The organism is Chitinispirillales bacterium ANBcel5 (assembly GCA_029688955.1).
GTDB classification, from domain to species: Bacteria; Fibrobacterota; Chitinivibrionia; order Chitinivibrionales; family Chitinispirillaceae; genus Cellulosispirillum; species Cellulosispirillum alkaliphilum.
In genome coordinates this window covers 1-16,396 of sequence record JARUKZ010000012.1, presented here as the reverse complement: position 1 = coordinate 16,396, position 16,396 = coordinate 1, and the positions used below count along the sequence as shown (strand labels likewise).

Below are 16,396 nucleotides of genomic sequence, written 5' to 3'. Positions count from 1 at the left end.
TTTGCATGCAAAAAACAGTTACTCCTACCTGGTTTGAAGAACATAAAAAACCTTTGCTTGATAGAATTAAATCATGGCGGTTGCATCCTTTCGATCAGCCTTCAGATACGACCGGCTATATCTCCTGTCATCATAACGATTACCTGAGACTCTCGCAACATCCTGAAGTCATTGAGGAGAGAGTTAAGGCCACAACTGATGTTGGCTATGGGGTAATGGCATCGGTGGTATATGGTGGTGAGCATGGATACCACCTGAAACTGAAAGAGGCAATCGCAAAAGCCAGTAAAGTTCAGGGGCCTGAGTGTGTTTTGCTGACTACATGTGGCTGGACGGCAAATGTGGGAATGATGGAGGCTATTGTCAGGCCCGAAACCCCTGTGTATCTTGACGTCAATGCTCATGCTTCCCTTTGGGATGGTGCTCGCTTTTCTGGTGGTAAGCTTATTCCTGTAAAGCATAATTGTGCTCAGTCCATGCGCAAAATGGTTAAAGTCTTTGGGCCGGGGGTCATTGTAATCGACGGCTATTACAGTACTCATGGCGCAGTTGCAAACGTAAGCGCCTATGCAGATATCGCAGAAGAATTCAAGTGTTTGCTTGTGGTGGATGAAGCTCACTCATTTGGAATGATTGGGGAAAATGGTGGGGGATGCGCGGTTGATGAAGATGTACAGGATAGAGTGCATCTACGAACTGTTTCCATTGCTAAAGCTTTGGGCGGTAATGGTGGATTTGTAGTCACTGATCCCCACACAGCCGAATACCTTATGTATAGAGCCCGATCGGTAATATTTAGTACTAATGTTGCGCCACCTACTTCTGCCGGGAACTGGAAAGCTCTCGATATTCTCATGAGAGAACCTCAAAGAGCTGCCCATACCCAAAGAATGGCCGCTTACTTAAGAGAGTTGTTCAATAATAACGGCATAAGTACCGGACCAAGTGCTTGTCAGATAGTCTCTTTGATGTTTAAAGGGGAAGACCCTGCCATAGATCTCTACGGAAGACTAAAGGAGATGGGGGTACTGTTTTCAGTATTTCTCTACCCTGCAACGCCAAAAGATACTTCTCTTGCACGCTTTTCCATATTTTCGGAAATTACAAAAGAAGAGATTGAAACTGTTGCAGAATCAACCCTTAAATGTCTCAGAGACATGGGTGTTACAGAAACACAATTCTTCTGATCCTTACTCCCTTACAGAGTTTATTCTCTGAAAGGTCAGTTCATCTCCCTGCAGTGTGGACTTAAAGGTTTGATAATAAGGTCCGCACCAGCGGGCCTTTCTCCCAATGTTTCAAATACAACAGTTGTATCTACATTGCCCCGTGGCAAAAAATCACCTGTGACCAGTAACCATTTGGGTAAAAGCGTTGTTTTGAGCGTTTCAAACAGATGGTGTGTAACTGTTTCGTGAAATGTACCAACCATCCTGAATGAATTAAGATAAAGTTTCCAGGCTTTGAGCTCAAGACAGAGCTTGTCTGGTAAATAGTATAGTGTGATAGCAGCAAAGTCAGGATAACCGGTTTTGGGACATACACAGGTGAATTCCGGAAAAACGATTCTTATCACACCACTTTTTGTAGCTGATGAATCGTAGGGGCAGGGAAATGTTTCGATTGGTGGTAGAAGATCTTTTTCAAGCGCCTGTTCTAATTGAATTACATCTTTAAAAAACATTTTTTCTGATTCTCCTGTAAAAATGAGTTAAAAAAATACCATCAGGCACACAGCCAGGTAGTAATTTTTTATAGATATCCATAAAACAACCAAATGGGGTAAACAGTGAATATATCTTTGATTTTAATTGTAACACTCTTTTTGCTTTCTTGTAGTCCGGTTCTTAAAACAGATCCTTCTTCAATTGATACGAAAACTAAAGACAGCACTGCTCAGGAAGATATAACACCTTCACCTGCTAAGGGAAGTTTATGTGAAGAGGGGGCCAGGCAGAAACTCTGGAGAATAGATGGGGATAGTTCCACTGTTTATATGTTTGGTTCTATCCACTTTGGGATTCCTGCTTTTTATCCTTTTTCTGATGAAATCAACCAGGCTTTTGAAAAATCGCAGTACCTTGTAGTAGAGATTAACTCCCAAAAGGAGGGGATTGGCTCTGAGATGGCTGAGCTTATGAAGGCTGGTTATCTGAGTGAGGGAGAAACTCTTGAACAAAAACTATCACCAGAAGTATATAACCAACTCGAAGAAACCCTTAGCGCGATGGGAGTTCCGATTGCCCCGTTTCTGCACTTCAGGCCCTGGATGATGGCTGTGACACTAAGTGTTCTTCAGATACAGTCTCTTGGTTATAGTCCTGAAATGGGAGTTGAAAGCTACTTCTTTAGAAAAAGTGATGACAAAGAGATCCTTGAGCTGGAAAGTGCAGAATATCAGATGAAACTTTTGAGTATGCTTGATGGGGAAGATTTCCTATCCTATACCATACTCTCAGGTGAATCGGCTAAGCAGCAGATGCAGGCTCTCTCCACTGCCTGGGCTTGTGGTGACAGCGTTTCACTTGCAAGCATTGTCCTTAAAGATTACTCTGAACATATACCAGGGTATGAACAAATATATGAGGAGATGTTTAAAAAAAGAAATCATGCCATGGCCAGGAGAATCTCTGAACTGGCTCAGAATAAAGGGGTTTATTTCGTAGTTGTGGGTGCGGGACATTTTTTGGGTGAAGATAGTATCATCTCTATCCTTGCTGAAAACGGCTGGGTTGTGAAAAGCCTTTAAAAAGTAGTTGCGATTACAACTTCTTAACCCAGTAACCAATACTTTTTTCTGCTTATCGTAATTAAGTGAACCAGAAACTAATCGTGATCAGGATATTTAAGTAGGTATGGGTTCAGAAATTGTAATGCCGGATATAGAAGAGTTTGGATTTCAGTGGCATATTACAAACAGTTGTAATCAGCGTTGCAGACATTGTTATCAGGATAAGTTTAGTAATAGCAGTGACTTTGAACTCCATCACTTAAAAAGAATCGCAGACCGGATATTTTTGTCCTTACGTAACATTCCGGTAACGGTTAATGTTACCGGGGGAGAGCCTTTGCTTCATAGAGACCTTTTCCCCCTGCTCCGCCATCTTGCCACTTATAATAATCTTAAAGAACTCAACCTGATCACCAATGCTTTAGAGATAGATGAGGCGATTTTAAGAGAGTTAAAAAAGAATGGTGCACTATCCGCAATTAAAATATCTCTTGAATCTCATGACTCATCGATTAATGATTCAATCAGAGGTAAGGGGCACTTTGAAGCAGTTCTTAATTCTATAGAACTGCTTCAAAGTGCTGGGTTACAAGTAGTTCTTATGGTTACCCTGGGAGCCTGGAACTGGAATTCTGTGTCCGGTTTATTGCAACTGGCACGCCAAAAGGGAGTAAAAGGGGTAATATTCGAAAGATTTGTACCTCTTGGTAATGGCTTACATATAGCCGATGGGATTCTGAATGCTAATCATTGGTTGGAGATCAGGAAGACCATTATATCTGAAAACGATTTAGGTATCTCTCCTGAAGAACTGCTACCCTACAGAGCCTTTTTCATAGATACACAGGAAACAGAAAATATTGGTGGTGAAATTGGTGCAGCTTTATGTAACCTTGGTCCTCAGAGCATGGCACTTATGCCCGATGGCACAGTCTATCCCTGCAGGCGTCTTCCCATTCCGGTTGGTGTACTTCCCTCTGACTCGTTTCCAAAGGTGTTAAAAGATTTGAGCAAATATTCACCTTTGAGGCTTATGCCAAAGCTCACTAAGGGCGGGTGTGGCGATTGTGCACTACTGGATTGTATGGGGTGCAGGGCTCAGGCATTATCCCATAGTGGTACAGTCTATGGTGATGACCCGCAATGTGATAAGATACTTAAACACGAAGAAAAGAAATTTGTATGATCAGACTTGGCTACGCATGCATTAACACTTCACTTCCTACTTCAAGCAGGAGCTTCAGGCTCGCAAATTACACCGAAGAGCGTATGATTGAAGTATCGGGTAAAAATATCTCTGCCCTGATGAACATTCTTCAGTGGAATTTGAAAAGAGGGATAATGGTGTTTCGTATCTCTTCGGGGCTTATACCCCTGGGTTCGCACCCTGTTAATTCAGGTGCCTGGAAAGCTGTTTTAAAAAAGGAGCTGGAGGATATTGGTACATTTGTGAAAGAAAACGGTATGCGTGTTTCGATGCATCCGGGGCAATATACTGTTCTAAATACCCCAAATGAGACTACCTATAAAAATACCCTCCTTGATCTTCAGTATCATACTTCGGTACTGGAATGTATGGGGCTTGACTGTAACCATGTCCTGGTTCTTCATGGCGGAGGGGTATATGGGGATAAGGAAAAGTCCAAAGCCCTTTTGATTGAAAGGATTGTTGACCTTCCGGCTGAGATTCGCTCGCGCCTGGTGCTTGAAAATGATGAACGAAACTACAGTGCAGGGGAAATTCTTGAAGTCTGTAATCGCGTTGAATTGCGCGGAGTATTTGATGTTTTCCATCACCAAATATTTCCCGAAAAAACCGATGACTCTCTGCGGGATATTATTTTGCAATTCGCCGAAACCTGGACCGGAGATGGCAGGCAAAAGATACATTATTCAAATCAGGACCCGGATAAAAGCAGGGGGGCGCACTCGGTAGGCATAGATGTTAACGAGTTCAAAAGGTTCTATTCTGAGATCAAGGATCTGGATTTTGATGTCATGCTTGAAACCAAGGATAAGGAGAAGTCGGTAGCCAGCTTGAGAGAATCATTGCCGGAGTTAAGGTAAATGTCACGCCTGCACTGTTTTATATTCCCCGGTAATTGGAAGGTATTTTTCTAAAAATCTTGAAAAACAAAAGAGTTTGGAAAATGTATGATCTACTTTGACCATAATTCAACAACACCTCTGGATCCGGAAGTAGGAGAGGTAATAAATGAAGCCAATCAGCGTTTTTGGGGCAACCCTTCTTCACTGCACAGCTGTGGACGTGCTGCTTTTGGTGAGCTTGAAAGGGCACGGGAGCGGTTGGCCGCTATAATAAATGCTTCTGCTGAGGAGATTGTTTTTACCTCGGGTGGTACCGAATCCAATAATCTTGCAGTGCTAGGGAGTATGGACCACAATAGCCAGGGGTGTTTTGTTCATTCACAAATCGAGCATCCATCAGTTATAAGCATTGCAACTCAGTTAAAGAAACAGGGCAGGCAATGCCATTCTGTTTCGGTTGATAGTAGGGGTGTGATTGTTACAGAAGAGTTGTTAGCCAAAAAGGCTTCTCAACCATCACTTGTTTCGGTAATGGCCGCAAATAATGAAATCGGTACCTTACAGCCCGTTAAGGAAATAGCTGAAATGTTTGCTGACAGCGACATCCTTGTTCATAGCGATGCAGTACAGGCGTTTGGAAAGATTGCTCTGGATGTAAATACTATTCCATTGGATTTGATGTCTTTATCCTCTCATAAACTAAATGGCCCCAAAGGGGTTGGTGCGTTGTATGTTCGTAAAGGTGTTAGGTTGGTCCCCAGGTTTTTTGGAGGGCACCAGGAAAGAGAAATACGGCCCGGAACTGAGAACCTGCCACTAATCCTTGGTTTTGTAAGAGCTGCTGAGTTGAGTTGTGGGAGGATGGAGCGAAACTCAGAGTATCTTTTTGAACTCACTGAGTACTTATTCAATAAGCTCAGCGATCAGATTGAAGGGGTATTGCGCAACGGTGATGCAGAGAAGAGGTTGCCGGGAACATTGAATGTAACCTTCAAAAACATTGATGCTCAGGTTATGATTGCCGCCTTGGATCAGGAGGGGGTGTGTATTTCTGGTGGTTCAGCGTGCCAGTCCGGAGCAATCGATCCTTCAAAAGTTTTGCTGGCAATGGGAAGGCGTTATCAGGAGGCGGCATGTTCTGTTCGTTTTTCTTTGAGCAGTCTAAATACCAGAGAAGAAGTTGATTACTGTGTAGAAGCTGTGGTAAAAATTGTAAAAAGGGTGAGGGGTTTAAATTAGCCCCTCACTCAGCGTTTATCAGAAGCAGCGGCCGCTTTCTTTACGGGTACACTTGCCTTCATTGCATTGGTAACAGATTTCATTGGGTAATTGGTGCTCCTGGTGGTAGCGTCTTATATTATTGAGTGTAGTGACCGCGATACTCTCAAGAGCTTCTTTGGTAAAGAATGCCTGGTGTGAAGTAATCAACACATTAGGGAAGGTTAAAAGCCTTGCCAGAACATCGTCGCTTATTGCCTCTCCGGAGAAATCCTCAAAGAAGTACTCACTTTCCTCTTCATAGACATCGAGACCTGCTGAGCCGATTTTTTTAGATTTCAAACCCTTAATGAGATCCTGAGTGTTTATAAGTTTGCCCCGCCCGGTGTTAATGATCATCACATTATCTTTCATTTTTCTAATGCTGTCATCATTTATCATATAGACGTTTTCGGGCGTCAGGGGGCAGTGCAGGGATATAATATCACTTCGTTTATAGAGATCATCAAGATCGGTATATTCGACCTGATTTTCTGAAGCAAATTGTTTATCCGGGTACACATCAAACGCTAAAACATTCATTCCAAAGCCTCTTAATATCTGGGCGGCAACTTTACCGATTTTTCCGGTTCCGATTATCCCGGCTGTTTTCTCATGCATATCAAAACCCAGCAGGCCGTTTATTGCAAAGTTGTTGTCTCTTGTTCTGAAATAAGCTTTGTGGGTTTTTCTGTTTAATGATAGCATCAGTGCAACAGCATGTTCAGCCACTGCATGGGGTGAATACGCAGGAACCCGAACTACATGCATTTTCCCATACGTGTGATGAAGGTCGATGTTATTGTAGCCTGCAGAACGTAGTGCAATGAGTTTGGTGCCATTTTCTTTTAATTTATCGATAACTTTTGCATTAACTGTATCATTCACAAACACGCACACGGTGTCAAATCCGGCAGCAAGGGCAACAGACTCTTCATTCAGGTGGGTGGGGAAGTAGTGAATGTCGAATCCGTAGCGCTCATTTACCTTGTTAAAAGATTTTTGATCGTAAGGTTTGGCATCGTAAAAGGCTACTTTGATAGTTCCCATATACTCCTTGCCCTTTCTCTCTCTTTTTACGTTACAGGTACCGTTATAGGAGAATGCTGCAAAAAACATGCCGCAGTGATTCACCCATGAGGATTGCTCTAAAACTGAATATATTAGAAAACGGATTTGTGATCAGTGTTTTTTTTCACTTATTTTCTAAACAAAAGTGTCTTATATCTCTAAAAGTGACTAAAAATGATCAGTATGGAAAAAACAGCTAAAGTTAGTGTCGCAGGTCATGTGTGCCTGGATATCACCCCCAAGATCACTAATCACGGCGCGGTGAGTGATATCTTATCACCAGGAAAACTTATTTCCGTAGATGATGCATCAGTGACTGCCGGTGGTGTAGTTGGCAACACCGGTCTTGCTCTAAACGCCTTAGGTATTGATACAAATATCCAGTGCAAAGTGGGTAATGATCAGTTTGGAGCAGTAACAAAAAGTTTTTTTGAACAGCAGGGCACAGATAACCATATAAAAATCACCGATGAAGCAAAAAGTTCATTTACCATAGCCCTGTCCGTTCCCGGAGCGGACAGGATATTGATACACAATTGCGGGGCTAATGATACCTTTGGCAGCGATGACATCGATTATTCAACAGTTAAAAAAAGCGCACTGTTTCATTTTGGCTATCCTACCCTTATGCGCAAAATGCGCCACAATGAGGGAGAGGAAGTGCGGAGGGTGTTTAAAAAGATCAGAGAATACCAAATACCGGTCTCCATGGATCTGACACTCCCTGAGCCACAGAGTGAATCAGGTACTTTTGACTGGGATGGCTTTCTTCAAAAAACACTTCCGTTGGTGGATATATTCACCCCCAGTTTTGAAGAGATTCTCTTTATGTTGAATAAAACAGCGTACAGCAAATTTAGAGCTGCCCAATTTAAAAGTGATCCTTTGGAAAACCTGGATATTTCTGTTTTAAGAGACTTGGGCAATAAAATAATCAAATACGGTTCAGCCGTTGCCCTGATCAAGTGTGGAATAAAGGGGCTGTATATAAAGACTGCTGATTTGGCCCGTTTAAAAAATACTCCGTTTGAACTGTTTCATTCTCCAAACTGGGGTTCAAGAGAGCTGTTTTGTGAAAGTTACAGGGTTCAGGAGTTTGTTTGTGCAACAGGGGCCGGAGACAGCTGTATTGCAGGATTTATTGCCGCACTACTAAATGGAAGGAGCATTGAAAAGGCGCTGAAAATAGCAGCTTCAACCGGAGCAAAAAGCCTTGGAAGCGTAGATAGTTTTAGTAGTCTTGGCAGCTTTGAGCAGGTGGAAGCATATGCAGAAAAAACTTCGACTCAGGATACCTTTTGTGCCGGAGGGAGCTGGAGCTATGATAAGATAAACAGGATCTGGACCATACGCTAAGGCTTAGCTTAGGATAATTTGTTAGCCATAGCGCTAAGCAGAAAAAGAACTTAGTGCTTAGAACAAATATTTTAGCTCACATTAGCCTCTACCTTTATTATTTTGACATATTATCTCCGGTGCTCAGGCACAATACAGGTCCTGGATGCTGAATTTATATGATGGGAGGGAATATCGCAGCGGTAATTGATGCCAAGAGTGCAGTATTTGAAAACCTGGTGAAAGAATTACCCCGTTTTCCGGATTCTTTAACCCGGGAACAGTTTTACCCTAAAGCCTACCCTTTAATGTATTATACCCGTGTAATCGATGAAAAGCTTAAAGAGCTTTTTCGCCGGGGGGCGGTTAAGGGGACAGTGATAATCAGTAAGGGTAATGAAGCTACTTCTGTGGGAATGGCCATACCATTCCGGCCCGGTCAGGATGTTTTGGGGCTTCTACACAGGGATAATGCTGCTCATATGATATGTGGTTGTTCTCCTTATACACTATTCTGCCAGCATATGGCTAATGTCGATAGCCCAACGCATGCCAGAGAGGGAAATGTTCATTATGGTGACGCTAAGATGCGTCGCTTTCCCATGATTAGCCATCTTGGCAACATGCTCGCACCAACCGTTGGTGGAGTATGGGCCGCAAGAAAGAATGGGGAGAAGGTTTTTGGCTTAGCTATATCGGGGGATGGCGCTTCAAGTACTGGTGAGTTTCATGAATCGCTGAACCTGGCTGCAGTGCAAAACGTACCTGTAGTCTTTTTAATCGAGAACAATAAATACGCGTTCTCAACTCCTGTTGCAAATCAGTTTTGCTGTGAAAAGCTTTCTGATCGTGCTGTGGGCTACGGTATTGAGGGATGCACTATAGACGGCACCGATGCATGGGATGTATACAGTACTATTTCTCAGTATTTAAAAACAATGGCACAGAATCCTAAGCCCGTTTTACTTGAGTGTATGACACTGCGTCTTGAGGGGCATGCTGCCTATGATAATGCTGAGTATGTGAGTGCTGAGGAAAAAGAGGAATGGCTGAAGCACGATCCTTTGGTAAAAGCAAGAAAAGATCTAAAGGAAATAAGCGGCTTTAGTGAACAGCAAATCCTTGAAATGGAGCAGGAAATAACTGAAGAGGTGAAAACGGTAGCAGATGCCGCGCTTACACGTCCAAGGCCTAAGGCTGTTTTGTCAAATAACTGTGACGTGTACTGCAAAACAGAGCATAAAACTATTGAGCCCTACAGCGCAAAAAAAGTCAAAAACCTGCAGGCTATAAACACCGCGCTTGACCATATGCTTTCACAGGACCAGGGTGCGTTTTTGTGTGGCCAGGATGTCGGTAAATATGGTTCACCGTTTAAGACCTGTAAAGGACTGATGGATAAACATGGCTCCGATCGAGTTATCGATATGCCAATATGTGAATCGGCAACAACCGGCTTTTGTTTAGGTGCTTCACAAACAGGCTCCCGCCCGATCATGGAATTTCAGTTTGCTGATTTTTCCACAGAAGCAGTTACCCAGCTTGGTTTAAATGCCGGAACGTGGTATTACCGCGCAGGTATGAATGCGCCACTTGTGTTTAGATTGCCCTGTGGTGGGGGAATAACACTGGGTGCATTTCACTCCGGAGAGTATGATGGGCTCTGGTCCCGTTTCCCCGGGCTTAAATTATTGTACCCTTTTACCCCTCAGGAAACCTATGAAGCATTGATGGCTGCCTTCTATGATTCTAACCCAAGCGTGGTTTTTGAGCATAAGCTTCTTTATTGGGGCAAAGCGGGTGATATAGACTTTGATGGTGATCTGAGTAAGGTGTACAGGCCACGTCAGTACACACAGGGAGATAAGGTAACCGTTGTGGCTCTTGGAGCGATGATCGAGAGAGTGCTTACTGTAATTAATAAATATAACTATTCTGCTTCTGTATGGAATCCTTTTATATTAAACCCATTGAAGTTTGAACCTATACTGGAATCCGTACGAGCAACGGGACGGTTATTGGTTGTGCAGGAAAGTGGTGAAACGGCTGGACTTGCCGATCGTTTTATCTCTTTGGTGACACGGGAGTGTTTTAGTTCTCTTAAATGCGCTCCGGTTTCGGTCTCCGCACCTGATACCCCGGTTCCCTTTGCTAAAGAATTGGAAAGTAAATATCTGCCGGATGATGACAGAATAAAGGCTGTTATAGAAAAGATGATTGGAGAGGCTAAGTAAAGTTATGACCCCGTTCAAGACTGAATTATTTCTTCCCGCTCAGGCTGCTGCCGAAACAGAAGCAACTATCATTAAATGGCTTGTGGCAAAAGGCGAATCTATCAAAAAAGGACAGTATCTTGCAGAGGTGGAGAGCGCAAAATCTACCTTCGAATTTGAAGCTCCTTGTGATTGTGTAGTTGAAACTATTCTCTGTAATGAGGGTGATTCGGTTCCTTTTGAAGAGCCGGTAATGATTGTCACTACAGCTGATTCTTCCATGGCTTCGCAGCCTGCAACTGCTGTATCTGAAGATGAGCCGGAACCGGTAAGTGAACTGCCCAAAATGGAAATTCTTGAGAAAAAGAGTGAAGAGCCCGTTAAAACGGTATCGATGCTTGGGATTGGAACCTATTTGCCCAGTCGAATAGTTAAAACAAAAGAACTTCTCGCTGAGTATCCTGATATCACTGAAGAATATATCTTTGGGGTAACAGGAATTAAAGAGCGGCGTTGGGCTGCTGATGAAAAACCTTCTGATATGGCATACGAGGCTTCTGTTAAAGCTATAGAGCAATCTGGGCTTAATAGTAAAGATATTGATGCAATAGTGGTTTCTACTACTACTCCGGATGTGGTAATGCCATCAACTGCATGTATCTTGCAGGGTAAGCTGGGGATTCGGGGTGTTCCTGCCTTTGACCTTAATGCTGCCTGTTCCGGTTGGCTGTACGGTATCTCTGTCGCAAAGGGATTGATTTGTTCCGGTGTAGCAAAAAATGTACTGGTAACCGCTGTGGATATGCAGTCAAGGGTCCTGGATAAAAGCGATCGTAATACATATTTCCTCTTTGGGGATGGTGCAGGGGCAACTGTTGTTTCTGCTTCAGATTCGGGGCATCTGATAAAACAGGAGATCTTAACTGCTGATAGTGGCGGGCTAACGATGGCCCGACGTCATATGCCGGGTTATGATATCCCCAATGAATCTAACGACTTTGACCCATGGGTACGTCTGGATGGAAGAGCGTTGTTTAAGTTTGCCACCGAAAGTTTCTCTTCTCTGGTGCGTGAGCTTATTATAAAAAGCCAATGGCAAGCCCAGGATGTGCGTTGGGTTGTTCCACACCAGGCAAACGGACGTATCATTAAAGCCGCCGCAAAGAAAAGTGGTGTTCCGTTTGAGAAGTTCTATCTCAACATAGACAGGGTTGGAAACACTTCGAGTGCAAGTATACCTATCGCCCTGCAGGAAATAGAGAATGGATTACAGAAAAACGACAAAGTGATATTCTGTACAGTGGGCGCGGGTATTACAGCTGCAGGATTATCTTTGCAGTGGTAGTCTGAATTTCTGTTGTAGGGCCATGGTTTTAGCAATGAGAGTGACTTATGGATATTCACACTTTGAGCGACAAACCAGGCTCTGCTGGTGTCGCACATAACAGTGAAAGTACTGTTTCGCAACAGGGAAAAACTGCTCAGGGGCATCGGGGCAGGCTGCTTGAGCGTTTTTTAAAAAGTGGAACCGCAGGATTTCACAACTATGAAATTATCGAATTCCTTCTAAGTTTTGCCATCCCGCGTAAGGATACCAAACCTATCGCCCGTGAGCTCTGGAACCGATACGGATCTTTGAGCGCGATCTTTAATGCTCCCTATGATGAACTGCTCGAAACCAAGGGCTTAGGTACCAGGTCTGCCGCACTGTTTCCTTTTGTTAAGGAGATCATGGCTCTTTGTCTTAAAGAGAAATATGATCAAAAACCGGTCATATCGCACAGACGGGATGTTGAGGAGTATTTCCGGTTTAACTTTGGTCATAAGCGCGATGAATATGTCGGGGCCCTCTTTTTAGACAGTGCAAACCATATCCTTCAAACCGATATACTATCTGAAGGTACAGTTAATCAGTGTGCAGTTTATCCCAGGGTCGTAATCGAAAAAGCCATGCGATGCGGGGCTGCATCCTTTATTCTGGCTCACAATCATCCTGCAGGCGGACTTAACCCTTCAGAAGCTGATTGGGTTATTACAGAACGACTTTTCACTATAGGAAAACTTCTTGAAATTCCTCTTCTCGATCATATCATTATATCTAAAACTAAAGTGGTTAGTCTCAGAGAATGCAGCAGGTGGCCCCGGTAAGAGCTATAGATGCTTAGCTTTTGAATAAAAAAAGCTGTATGTTTGAAGACCATACAGCTAATTAACTATTTTAGGGGAACAGTTAAAGCAAATATTGCTTCAGTACACAATTTTCAGCCATCTGGAGGCGAGTACTTGATATTTAATCCTGACTATTCATGGGAATTTCTTTCAAGTGATCAAATAGCACAAAAAACATTACGAGCACTGCGCAACCACATAGCACACTTAAAAAATGCTTCACCCTGGTATAAAAATAAATTAGTCGACATTGACCCGCTTTCCGTTAAAAGTATGGATGATTTTTCCTGCATTCCGTGTACCGACCGGGAAACCGTGAGCAGTTTCATGGACTCATTTGTAGCAGTGTCACCCGATGAAATTGTCGAAAGTACGATGAGTCATAACTATTCAGAACCGGCTGTTTTCCATTATACAAAAAATGATCTTGACAGAATCGCCTACAGTCTGGCTCTCTCCTTTAATGGATGTTCTGTGGGCGGGAAAGATGTTGTACAGATTTTCCAAAGTCTCAATTCATTGTATTCCGCGGGGATGGCTATATACAGAGGGTTGTCTTTGCTTGGGTGTAATGTGGCGCGAAGTGCTCAGATTATGGCTCAGCAACAGAAACGCCTGATGAATATACTGTCTCCTGATGTGATAACAGGCGATCTGAGTATGTTAAAAGCGATTGGAACAGAAATCAATAAAAGTGGTGATCTATTCAGTACTGTAAAAAAAATAATTTGCACCGGAGAGAGTATCAGAAATCCTGACATGAGTTACAATGCCGGTGCTCTTGAAGTCGAAAGATTGTGGGGCGCTGAGCTTTTTTCTCTTTACTATTCACCCGAAAGTTCGGTTTCGTTTTGTGAATGCACTTCCAGAAACGGTGCGCACTGTATTCCTGAGCTGGTGTATGCTGAAGTGGTGGATGAACAGGGAAGGCCTGTTCCGCATGGCACTGCGGGAGAGCTTGTAACAACTCCCCTTGGAGTTGAGGGGGTACCTCTTTTACGGTTCAGAACCGGTGATATTACCTTTATTGATGAAAAAGCGTGCTCCTGTGGAAGAAACTCCCTTAGGATCGGACCCATCCTTGGTCGTAAGTCGCATAGAATTAACGTCGGAGGCTCTTGTATTTACCCCCTCTCGGTTACCGGGGCACTTGATAGTGTGGAGGAGGTAGATGATTACGTTATACTCATTGAGCCTGAATCATCCCGCAATGACAGGGTTTCTATTCATGTCGCTGCGCCTGCCACTGTGTTGGAGAAGATCGCGCATTCCATAAAAGCTGCTTCCGGGGTGTATTTTCCTGTGCTTATATCAAACACCAACACAATACGGCATTTCAGGAACCAGTATAAGAAAAACGCTAAAGTTATTGATTTGAGAAAATCTGCTCTAAAGTCTGTCGCTTCCCGCAGTATGTCTTGAAAGTGTACAGAAGGTTACCTTAAGGTGGTTCATTATTAGGCAGGCATTTTTAAGAGAAGCTCTGTCTTTTTTATCCAGCAGATGATAACTGTAGCTATACAAATTGTGAAGAAGAGATGAGACTTCATCAACATCCCGCAGGGACATATCCAATACCGCAATGAGGTTTTGAGCTTTTGATATCATCTGAGTGCTGTTTATAATCATGCCTTTTTTAATGAAGTACACTGCCTTCTCGTGAAGCAAACAGATGAGCCTTGCCGCTCCCGGGGTAGTTATCTGCATGATCTCATACTGTCGGATTACTCTGTTTTGAGATTTCATTGTTTTTGCTATTCTGCTCAGATTATTCCTATAATCTGGTTTCGGTTAATGTCATTGAAGCGACCAAATGCTTTGGTTGTACCCTCATCCTGTAGCTTTTTATTTACTATACCAACCGTTACCAGAGCTATTTCCTGTTCAAATGTAGCAGGATCTGATTCGGTAACTTTTAAGCCCTCCTTTAGGCTGTTGTTTATAGATTTAAGGTCACTGTACGAATGAGACCTATTTTTTGTATCTGTAATCTGATCTGCCATTTTTTCTATCTCTTTACGCGCAGACTGAGCTTCATTTCCGGTTTTAATCGACAGCGTTTGGAGGTGCTCTATGAGTGTGGTTAATTCAGAATCTTTGTTTTCGGTAACTTCTTCTGAGCCTCTTTTCTGTTCAGAATCAGAAATATGAATAAGCCTTTCTCTCTGTATAGATATGCGCTCAGAAACTCCGGCAGAAAAAGTATGATACAGTCTCTCCCTGGTAGCTATGAATTCCAGACTTAACGCGTTACGTTCGCTGTCGTTTAAAGAGGTGGAGAGAGCGACTGTCGCCAGCTTTTTTAACTTCTGTATCAACGTAGGGATTTCTGAAGCTGCAGAGTGGTGCTCAAAAAGGGGCCCAGAGCTATTTTCTGCTACTTTGAAACCTTCTATTCTGTGTTCAAAGGCTTTGGGGTATTCAAGATCCGCGATATCTTTCTGCTTTAGATCTCCCTTTTTTCCATCCGAGAGTCGTTTCAGAATTTTTCTCAATTCACGTGAGGTGCTCCTAAGCGCATCGGTTTCGGTGTATGGCGCACTTTTGGCGTGGCTTGTCTTCCAAAGCATAGAGCACCTCCCTTGCAAAACTGGTCCCCTATAAAGAATAGGACCCTACATAACTTCCCCTATTATTATATCGGCACTTTTCAGTATAACTTTAGTTTTTATTTCACCTCATCGCACACAGCTCATAAGGATCAAATAAGAACTAGAGTATCTCGGGCGCCTGCCGCGGACGGCACCGGTTGTACCCATTCGGGCACTATGTCCTCCAGGCTCGTCGTACCTCCTCGGTGCCTCGGTTATAGCGCTACGAGGACTCCGCTTTTTGAGGGCACTGGCACTTAAGAAAGTGCCACCTTCCGTCCCCCCTGGCGCGTTTTACCCGAGCATTATTGGTGAACACGGCATTTGGTTTTTACCGGAGTTACTCTTCAGGATGGGAACGATCGCCTTTCCTTTTTTCCTCTCTGCGTTCTCCGCGCCCTCTGCGTTTATATAATTCTCTAAATCGTTTACTATCCGTTCCACTCTTCAAATTGAAATGAGACTGATCACCTGTGGAGTAGCTTCATTTTAAATTGAAATGAGACAGATCACCTGTGGAGTAGCTCCATTTCAAATTGAAATGAGACAGATCACCTATGGAGTAGCTCTATTTTAAATTGAAATGAGACAGATCACCTATGGAGTAGCTCCATTTCAAATTGAAATGAGACTGATCACCTACTGAGTAGCTTCATTTTAAATTGAAATGAGACTAATCACCTACTGAGTAGCTCCATTTTAAATTGAAATGAGACTGATCACCTACTGAGTAGCTTCATTTTAAATTGAAATGAGACTGATCACCTGCTGAGTAGCTTCATTTTAAATTGAAATGAGACTGATCACCTACTGAGTAGCTTCATTTTAAATTGAAATGAGACTGATCACCTGCTGAGTAGCTTCATTTTAAATTGAAATGGGACTAATCACCTCTGCATTAGCTTCATTTTAATTTAAAATGGGACTAATCACCTCTGCATTAGCTTCATTTTAATTTAAAATGGGACTAATCACCTCTG

At 43.1% G+C, this 16,396-nt stretch carries 14 protein-coding genes; 10 read left to right on the top strand and 4 right to left on the bottom strand.

The features are described from left to right. Positions 1–5 precede the first annotated feature (5 nt). Positions 6–1,187, top strand: coding sequence for an aminotransferase class I/II-fold pyridoxal phosphate-dependent enzyme (locus QA601_08385; GenBank protein MDG5815092.1), 1,182 nt, complete (start codon positions 6–8; stop codon positions 1,185–1,187). A 35-nt stretch (positions 1,188–1,222) separates the two neighbouring features. On the opposite strand, the gene queF is transcribed toward QA601_08385, so the two are convergent. Then, positions 1,223–1,684, bottom strand: a complete 462-nt coding sequence (queF, locus tag QA601_08380) for a preQ(1) synthase (GenBank protein ID MDG5815091.1) — start codon at positions 1,682–1,684, stop codon at positions 1,223–1,225. A 105-nt stretch (positions 1,685–1,789) separates the two neighbouring features. Between queF and QA601_08375 the strand changes: the two genes are divergently transcribed. The 4 genes from QA601_08375 to QA601_08360 all read left to right on the top strand — a co-directional run bounded on the left by QA601_08375 (position 1,790) and on the right by QA601_08360 (position 6,019). After that, complete coding sequence (locus QA601_08375) at positions 1,790–2,749, top strand: TraB/GumN family protein (GenBank protein MDG5815090.1); 960 nt, start codon at positions 1,790–1,792, stop codon at positions 2,747–2,749. A gap of 106 nt (positions 2,750–2,855) precedes the next feature. Continuing rightward, the gene (locus QA601_08370; protein ID MDG5815089.1) at positions 2,856–3,917 is read left to right on the top strand and encodes a radical SAM protein; all 1,062 of its coding nucleotides are present in this window, start codon (positions 2,856–2,858) and stop codon (positions 3,915–3,917) included. Then, positions 3,914–4,798 carry a UV DNA damage repair endonuclease UvsE gene (uvsE, locus tag QA601_08365; GenBank protein MDG5815088.1) on the top strand — a complete coding sequence of 295 codons (885 nt, stop codon included), beginning with the start codon at positions 3,914–3,916 and terminating at the stop codon, positions 4,796–4,798. Before QA601_08370 ends, uvsE begins: the two co-directional genes overlap by 4 nt. A gap of 87 nt (positions 4,799–4,885) precedes the next feature. Beyond that, complete coding sequence (locus QA601_08360) at positions 4,886–6,019, top strand: cysteine desulfurase family protein (protein MDG5815087.1); 1,134 nt, start codon at positions 4,886–4,888, stop codon at positions 6,017–6,019. A gap of 18 nt (positions 6,020–6,037) precedes the next feature. On the opposite strand, the gene QA601_08355 is transcribed toward QA601_08360, so the two are convergent. After that, complete coding sequence (locus QA601_08355; protein ID MDG5815086.1) at positions 6,038–7,087, bottom strand: 2-hydroxyacid dehydrogenase; 1,050 nt, start codon at positions 7,085–7,087, stop codon at positions 6,038–6,040. A 195-nt stretch (positions 7,088–7,282) separates the two neighbouring features. Here QA601_08355 and QA601_08350 point away from each other — a divergent pair, with 195 nt between their 5' ends. The 5 genes from QA601_08350 (at position 7,283) to QA601_08330 (ending at position 14,247) form a co-directional block, all read left to right on the top strand. Then, entirely contained in the window at positions 7,283–8,464 is a 1,182-nt protein-coding gene (locus QA601_08350; GenBank protein ID MDG5815085.1) for a carbohydrate kinase family protein, read from the top strand. Positions 8,465–8,622: 158 nt separating this feature from the next. Next, positions 8,623–10,677 (top strand): thiamine pyrophosphate-dependent enzyme, encoded by a 2,055-nt coding sequence (locus QA601_08345; protein ID MDG5815084.1) that lies wholly within the window; start codon positions 8,623–8,625, stop codon positions 10,675–10,677. Positions 10,678–10,681: 4 nt separating this feature from the next. After that, positions 10,682–12,001: a beta-ketoacyl-ACP synthase 3 gene (locus QA601_08340; protein MDG5815083.1), complete on the top strand. Its 1,320-nt coding sequence runs from the start codon at positions 10,682–10,684 to the stop codon at positions 11,999–12,001. Between the two features lie 47 nt (positions 12,002–12,048). After that, the gene (gene radC / locus QA601_08335; protein ID MDG5815082.1) at positions 12,049–12,804 is read left to right on the top strand and encodes a DNA repair protein RadC; all 756 of its coding nucleotides are present in this window, start codon (positions 12,049–12,051) and stop codon (positions 12,802–12,804) included. 42 nt (positions 12,805–12,846) lie between these two features. Next, complete coding sequence (locus tag QA601_08330) at positions 12,847–14,247, top strand: hypothetical protein (GenBank protein ID MDG5815081.1); 1,401 nt, start codon at positions 12,847–12,849, stop codon at positions 14,245–14,247. Here QA601_08330 and QA601_08325 read toward each other — a convergent pair. Next, positions 14,215–14,571: a flagellar protein FliS gene (locus QA601_08325; GenBank protein MDG5815080.1), complete on the bottom strand. Its 357-nt coding sequence runs from the start codon at positions 14,569–14,571 to the stop codon at positions 14,215–14,217. The genes QA601_08330 and QA601_08325 overlap by 33 nt on opposite strands. A 17-nt stretch (positions 14,572–14,588) precedes the next feature. Then, positions 14,589–15,395: a hypothetical protein gene (locus QA601_08320; protein ID MDG5815079.1), complete on the bottom strand. Its 807-nt coding sequence runs from the start codon at positions 15,393–15,395 to the stop codon at positions 14,589–14,591. Between the last annotated feature and the right edge of the window lie 1,001 nt (positions 15,396–16,396).

Coding starts and splice junctions, on each gene's coding strand:
- QA601_08345 (MDG5815084.1), top strand. CDS start 8,623: ATGATGGGAGGGAATATCGCAGCGGTAATTGATGCCAAGAGTGCAGTA.
- radC (MDG5815082.1), top strand. CDS start 12,049: ATGGATATTCACACTTTGAGCGACAAACCAGGCTCTGCTGGTGTCGCA.
- QA601_08355 (MDG5815086.1), bottom strand. CDS start 7,087: ATGGGAACTATCAAAGTAGCCTTTTACGATGCCAAACCTTACGATCAA.
- QA601_08350 (MDG5815085.1), top strand. CDS start 7,283: ATGATCAGTATGGAAAAAACAGCTAAAGTTAGTGTCGCAGGTCATGTG.
- uvsE (MDG5815088.1), top strand. CDS start 3,914: ATGATCAGACTTGGCTACGCATGCATTAACACTTCACTTCCTACTTCA.
- queF (MDG5815091.1), bottom strand. CDS start 1,684: ATGTTTTTTAAAGATGTAATTCAATTAGAACAGGCGCTTGAAAAAGAT.
- QA601_08370 (MDG5815089.1), top strand. CDS start 2,856: ATGGGTTCAGAAATTGTAATGCCGGATATAGAAGAGTTTGGATTTCAG.
- QA601_08325 (MDG5815080.1), bottom strand. CDS start 14,571: ATGAAATCTCAAAACAGAGTAATCCGACAGTATGAGATCATGCAGATA.
- QA601_08360 (MDG5815087.1), top strand. CDS start 4,886: ATGATCTACTTTGACCATAATTCAACAACACCTCTGGATCCGGAAGTA.
- QA601_08320 (MDG5815079.1), bottom strand. CDS start 15,395: ATGCTTTGGAAGACAAGCCACGCCAAAAGTGCGCCATACACCGAAACC.
- QA601_08340 (MDG5815083.1), top strand. CDS start 10,682: ATGACCCCGTTCAAGACTGAATTATTTCTTCCCGCTCAGGCTGCTGCC.
- QA601_08385 (MDG5815092.1), top strand. CDS start 6: ATGCAAAAAACAGTTACTCCTACCTGGTTTGAAGAACATAAAAAACCT.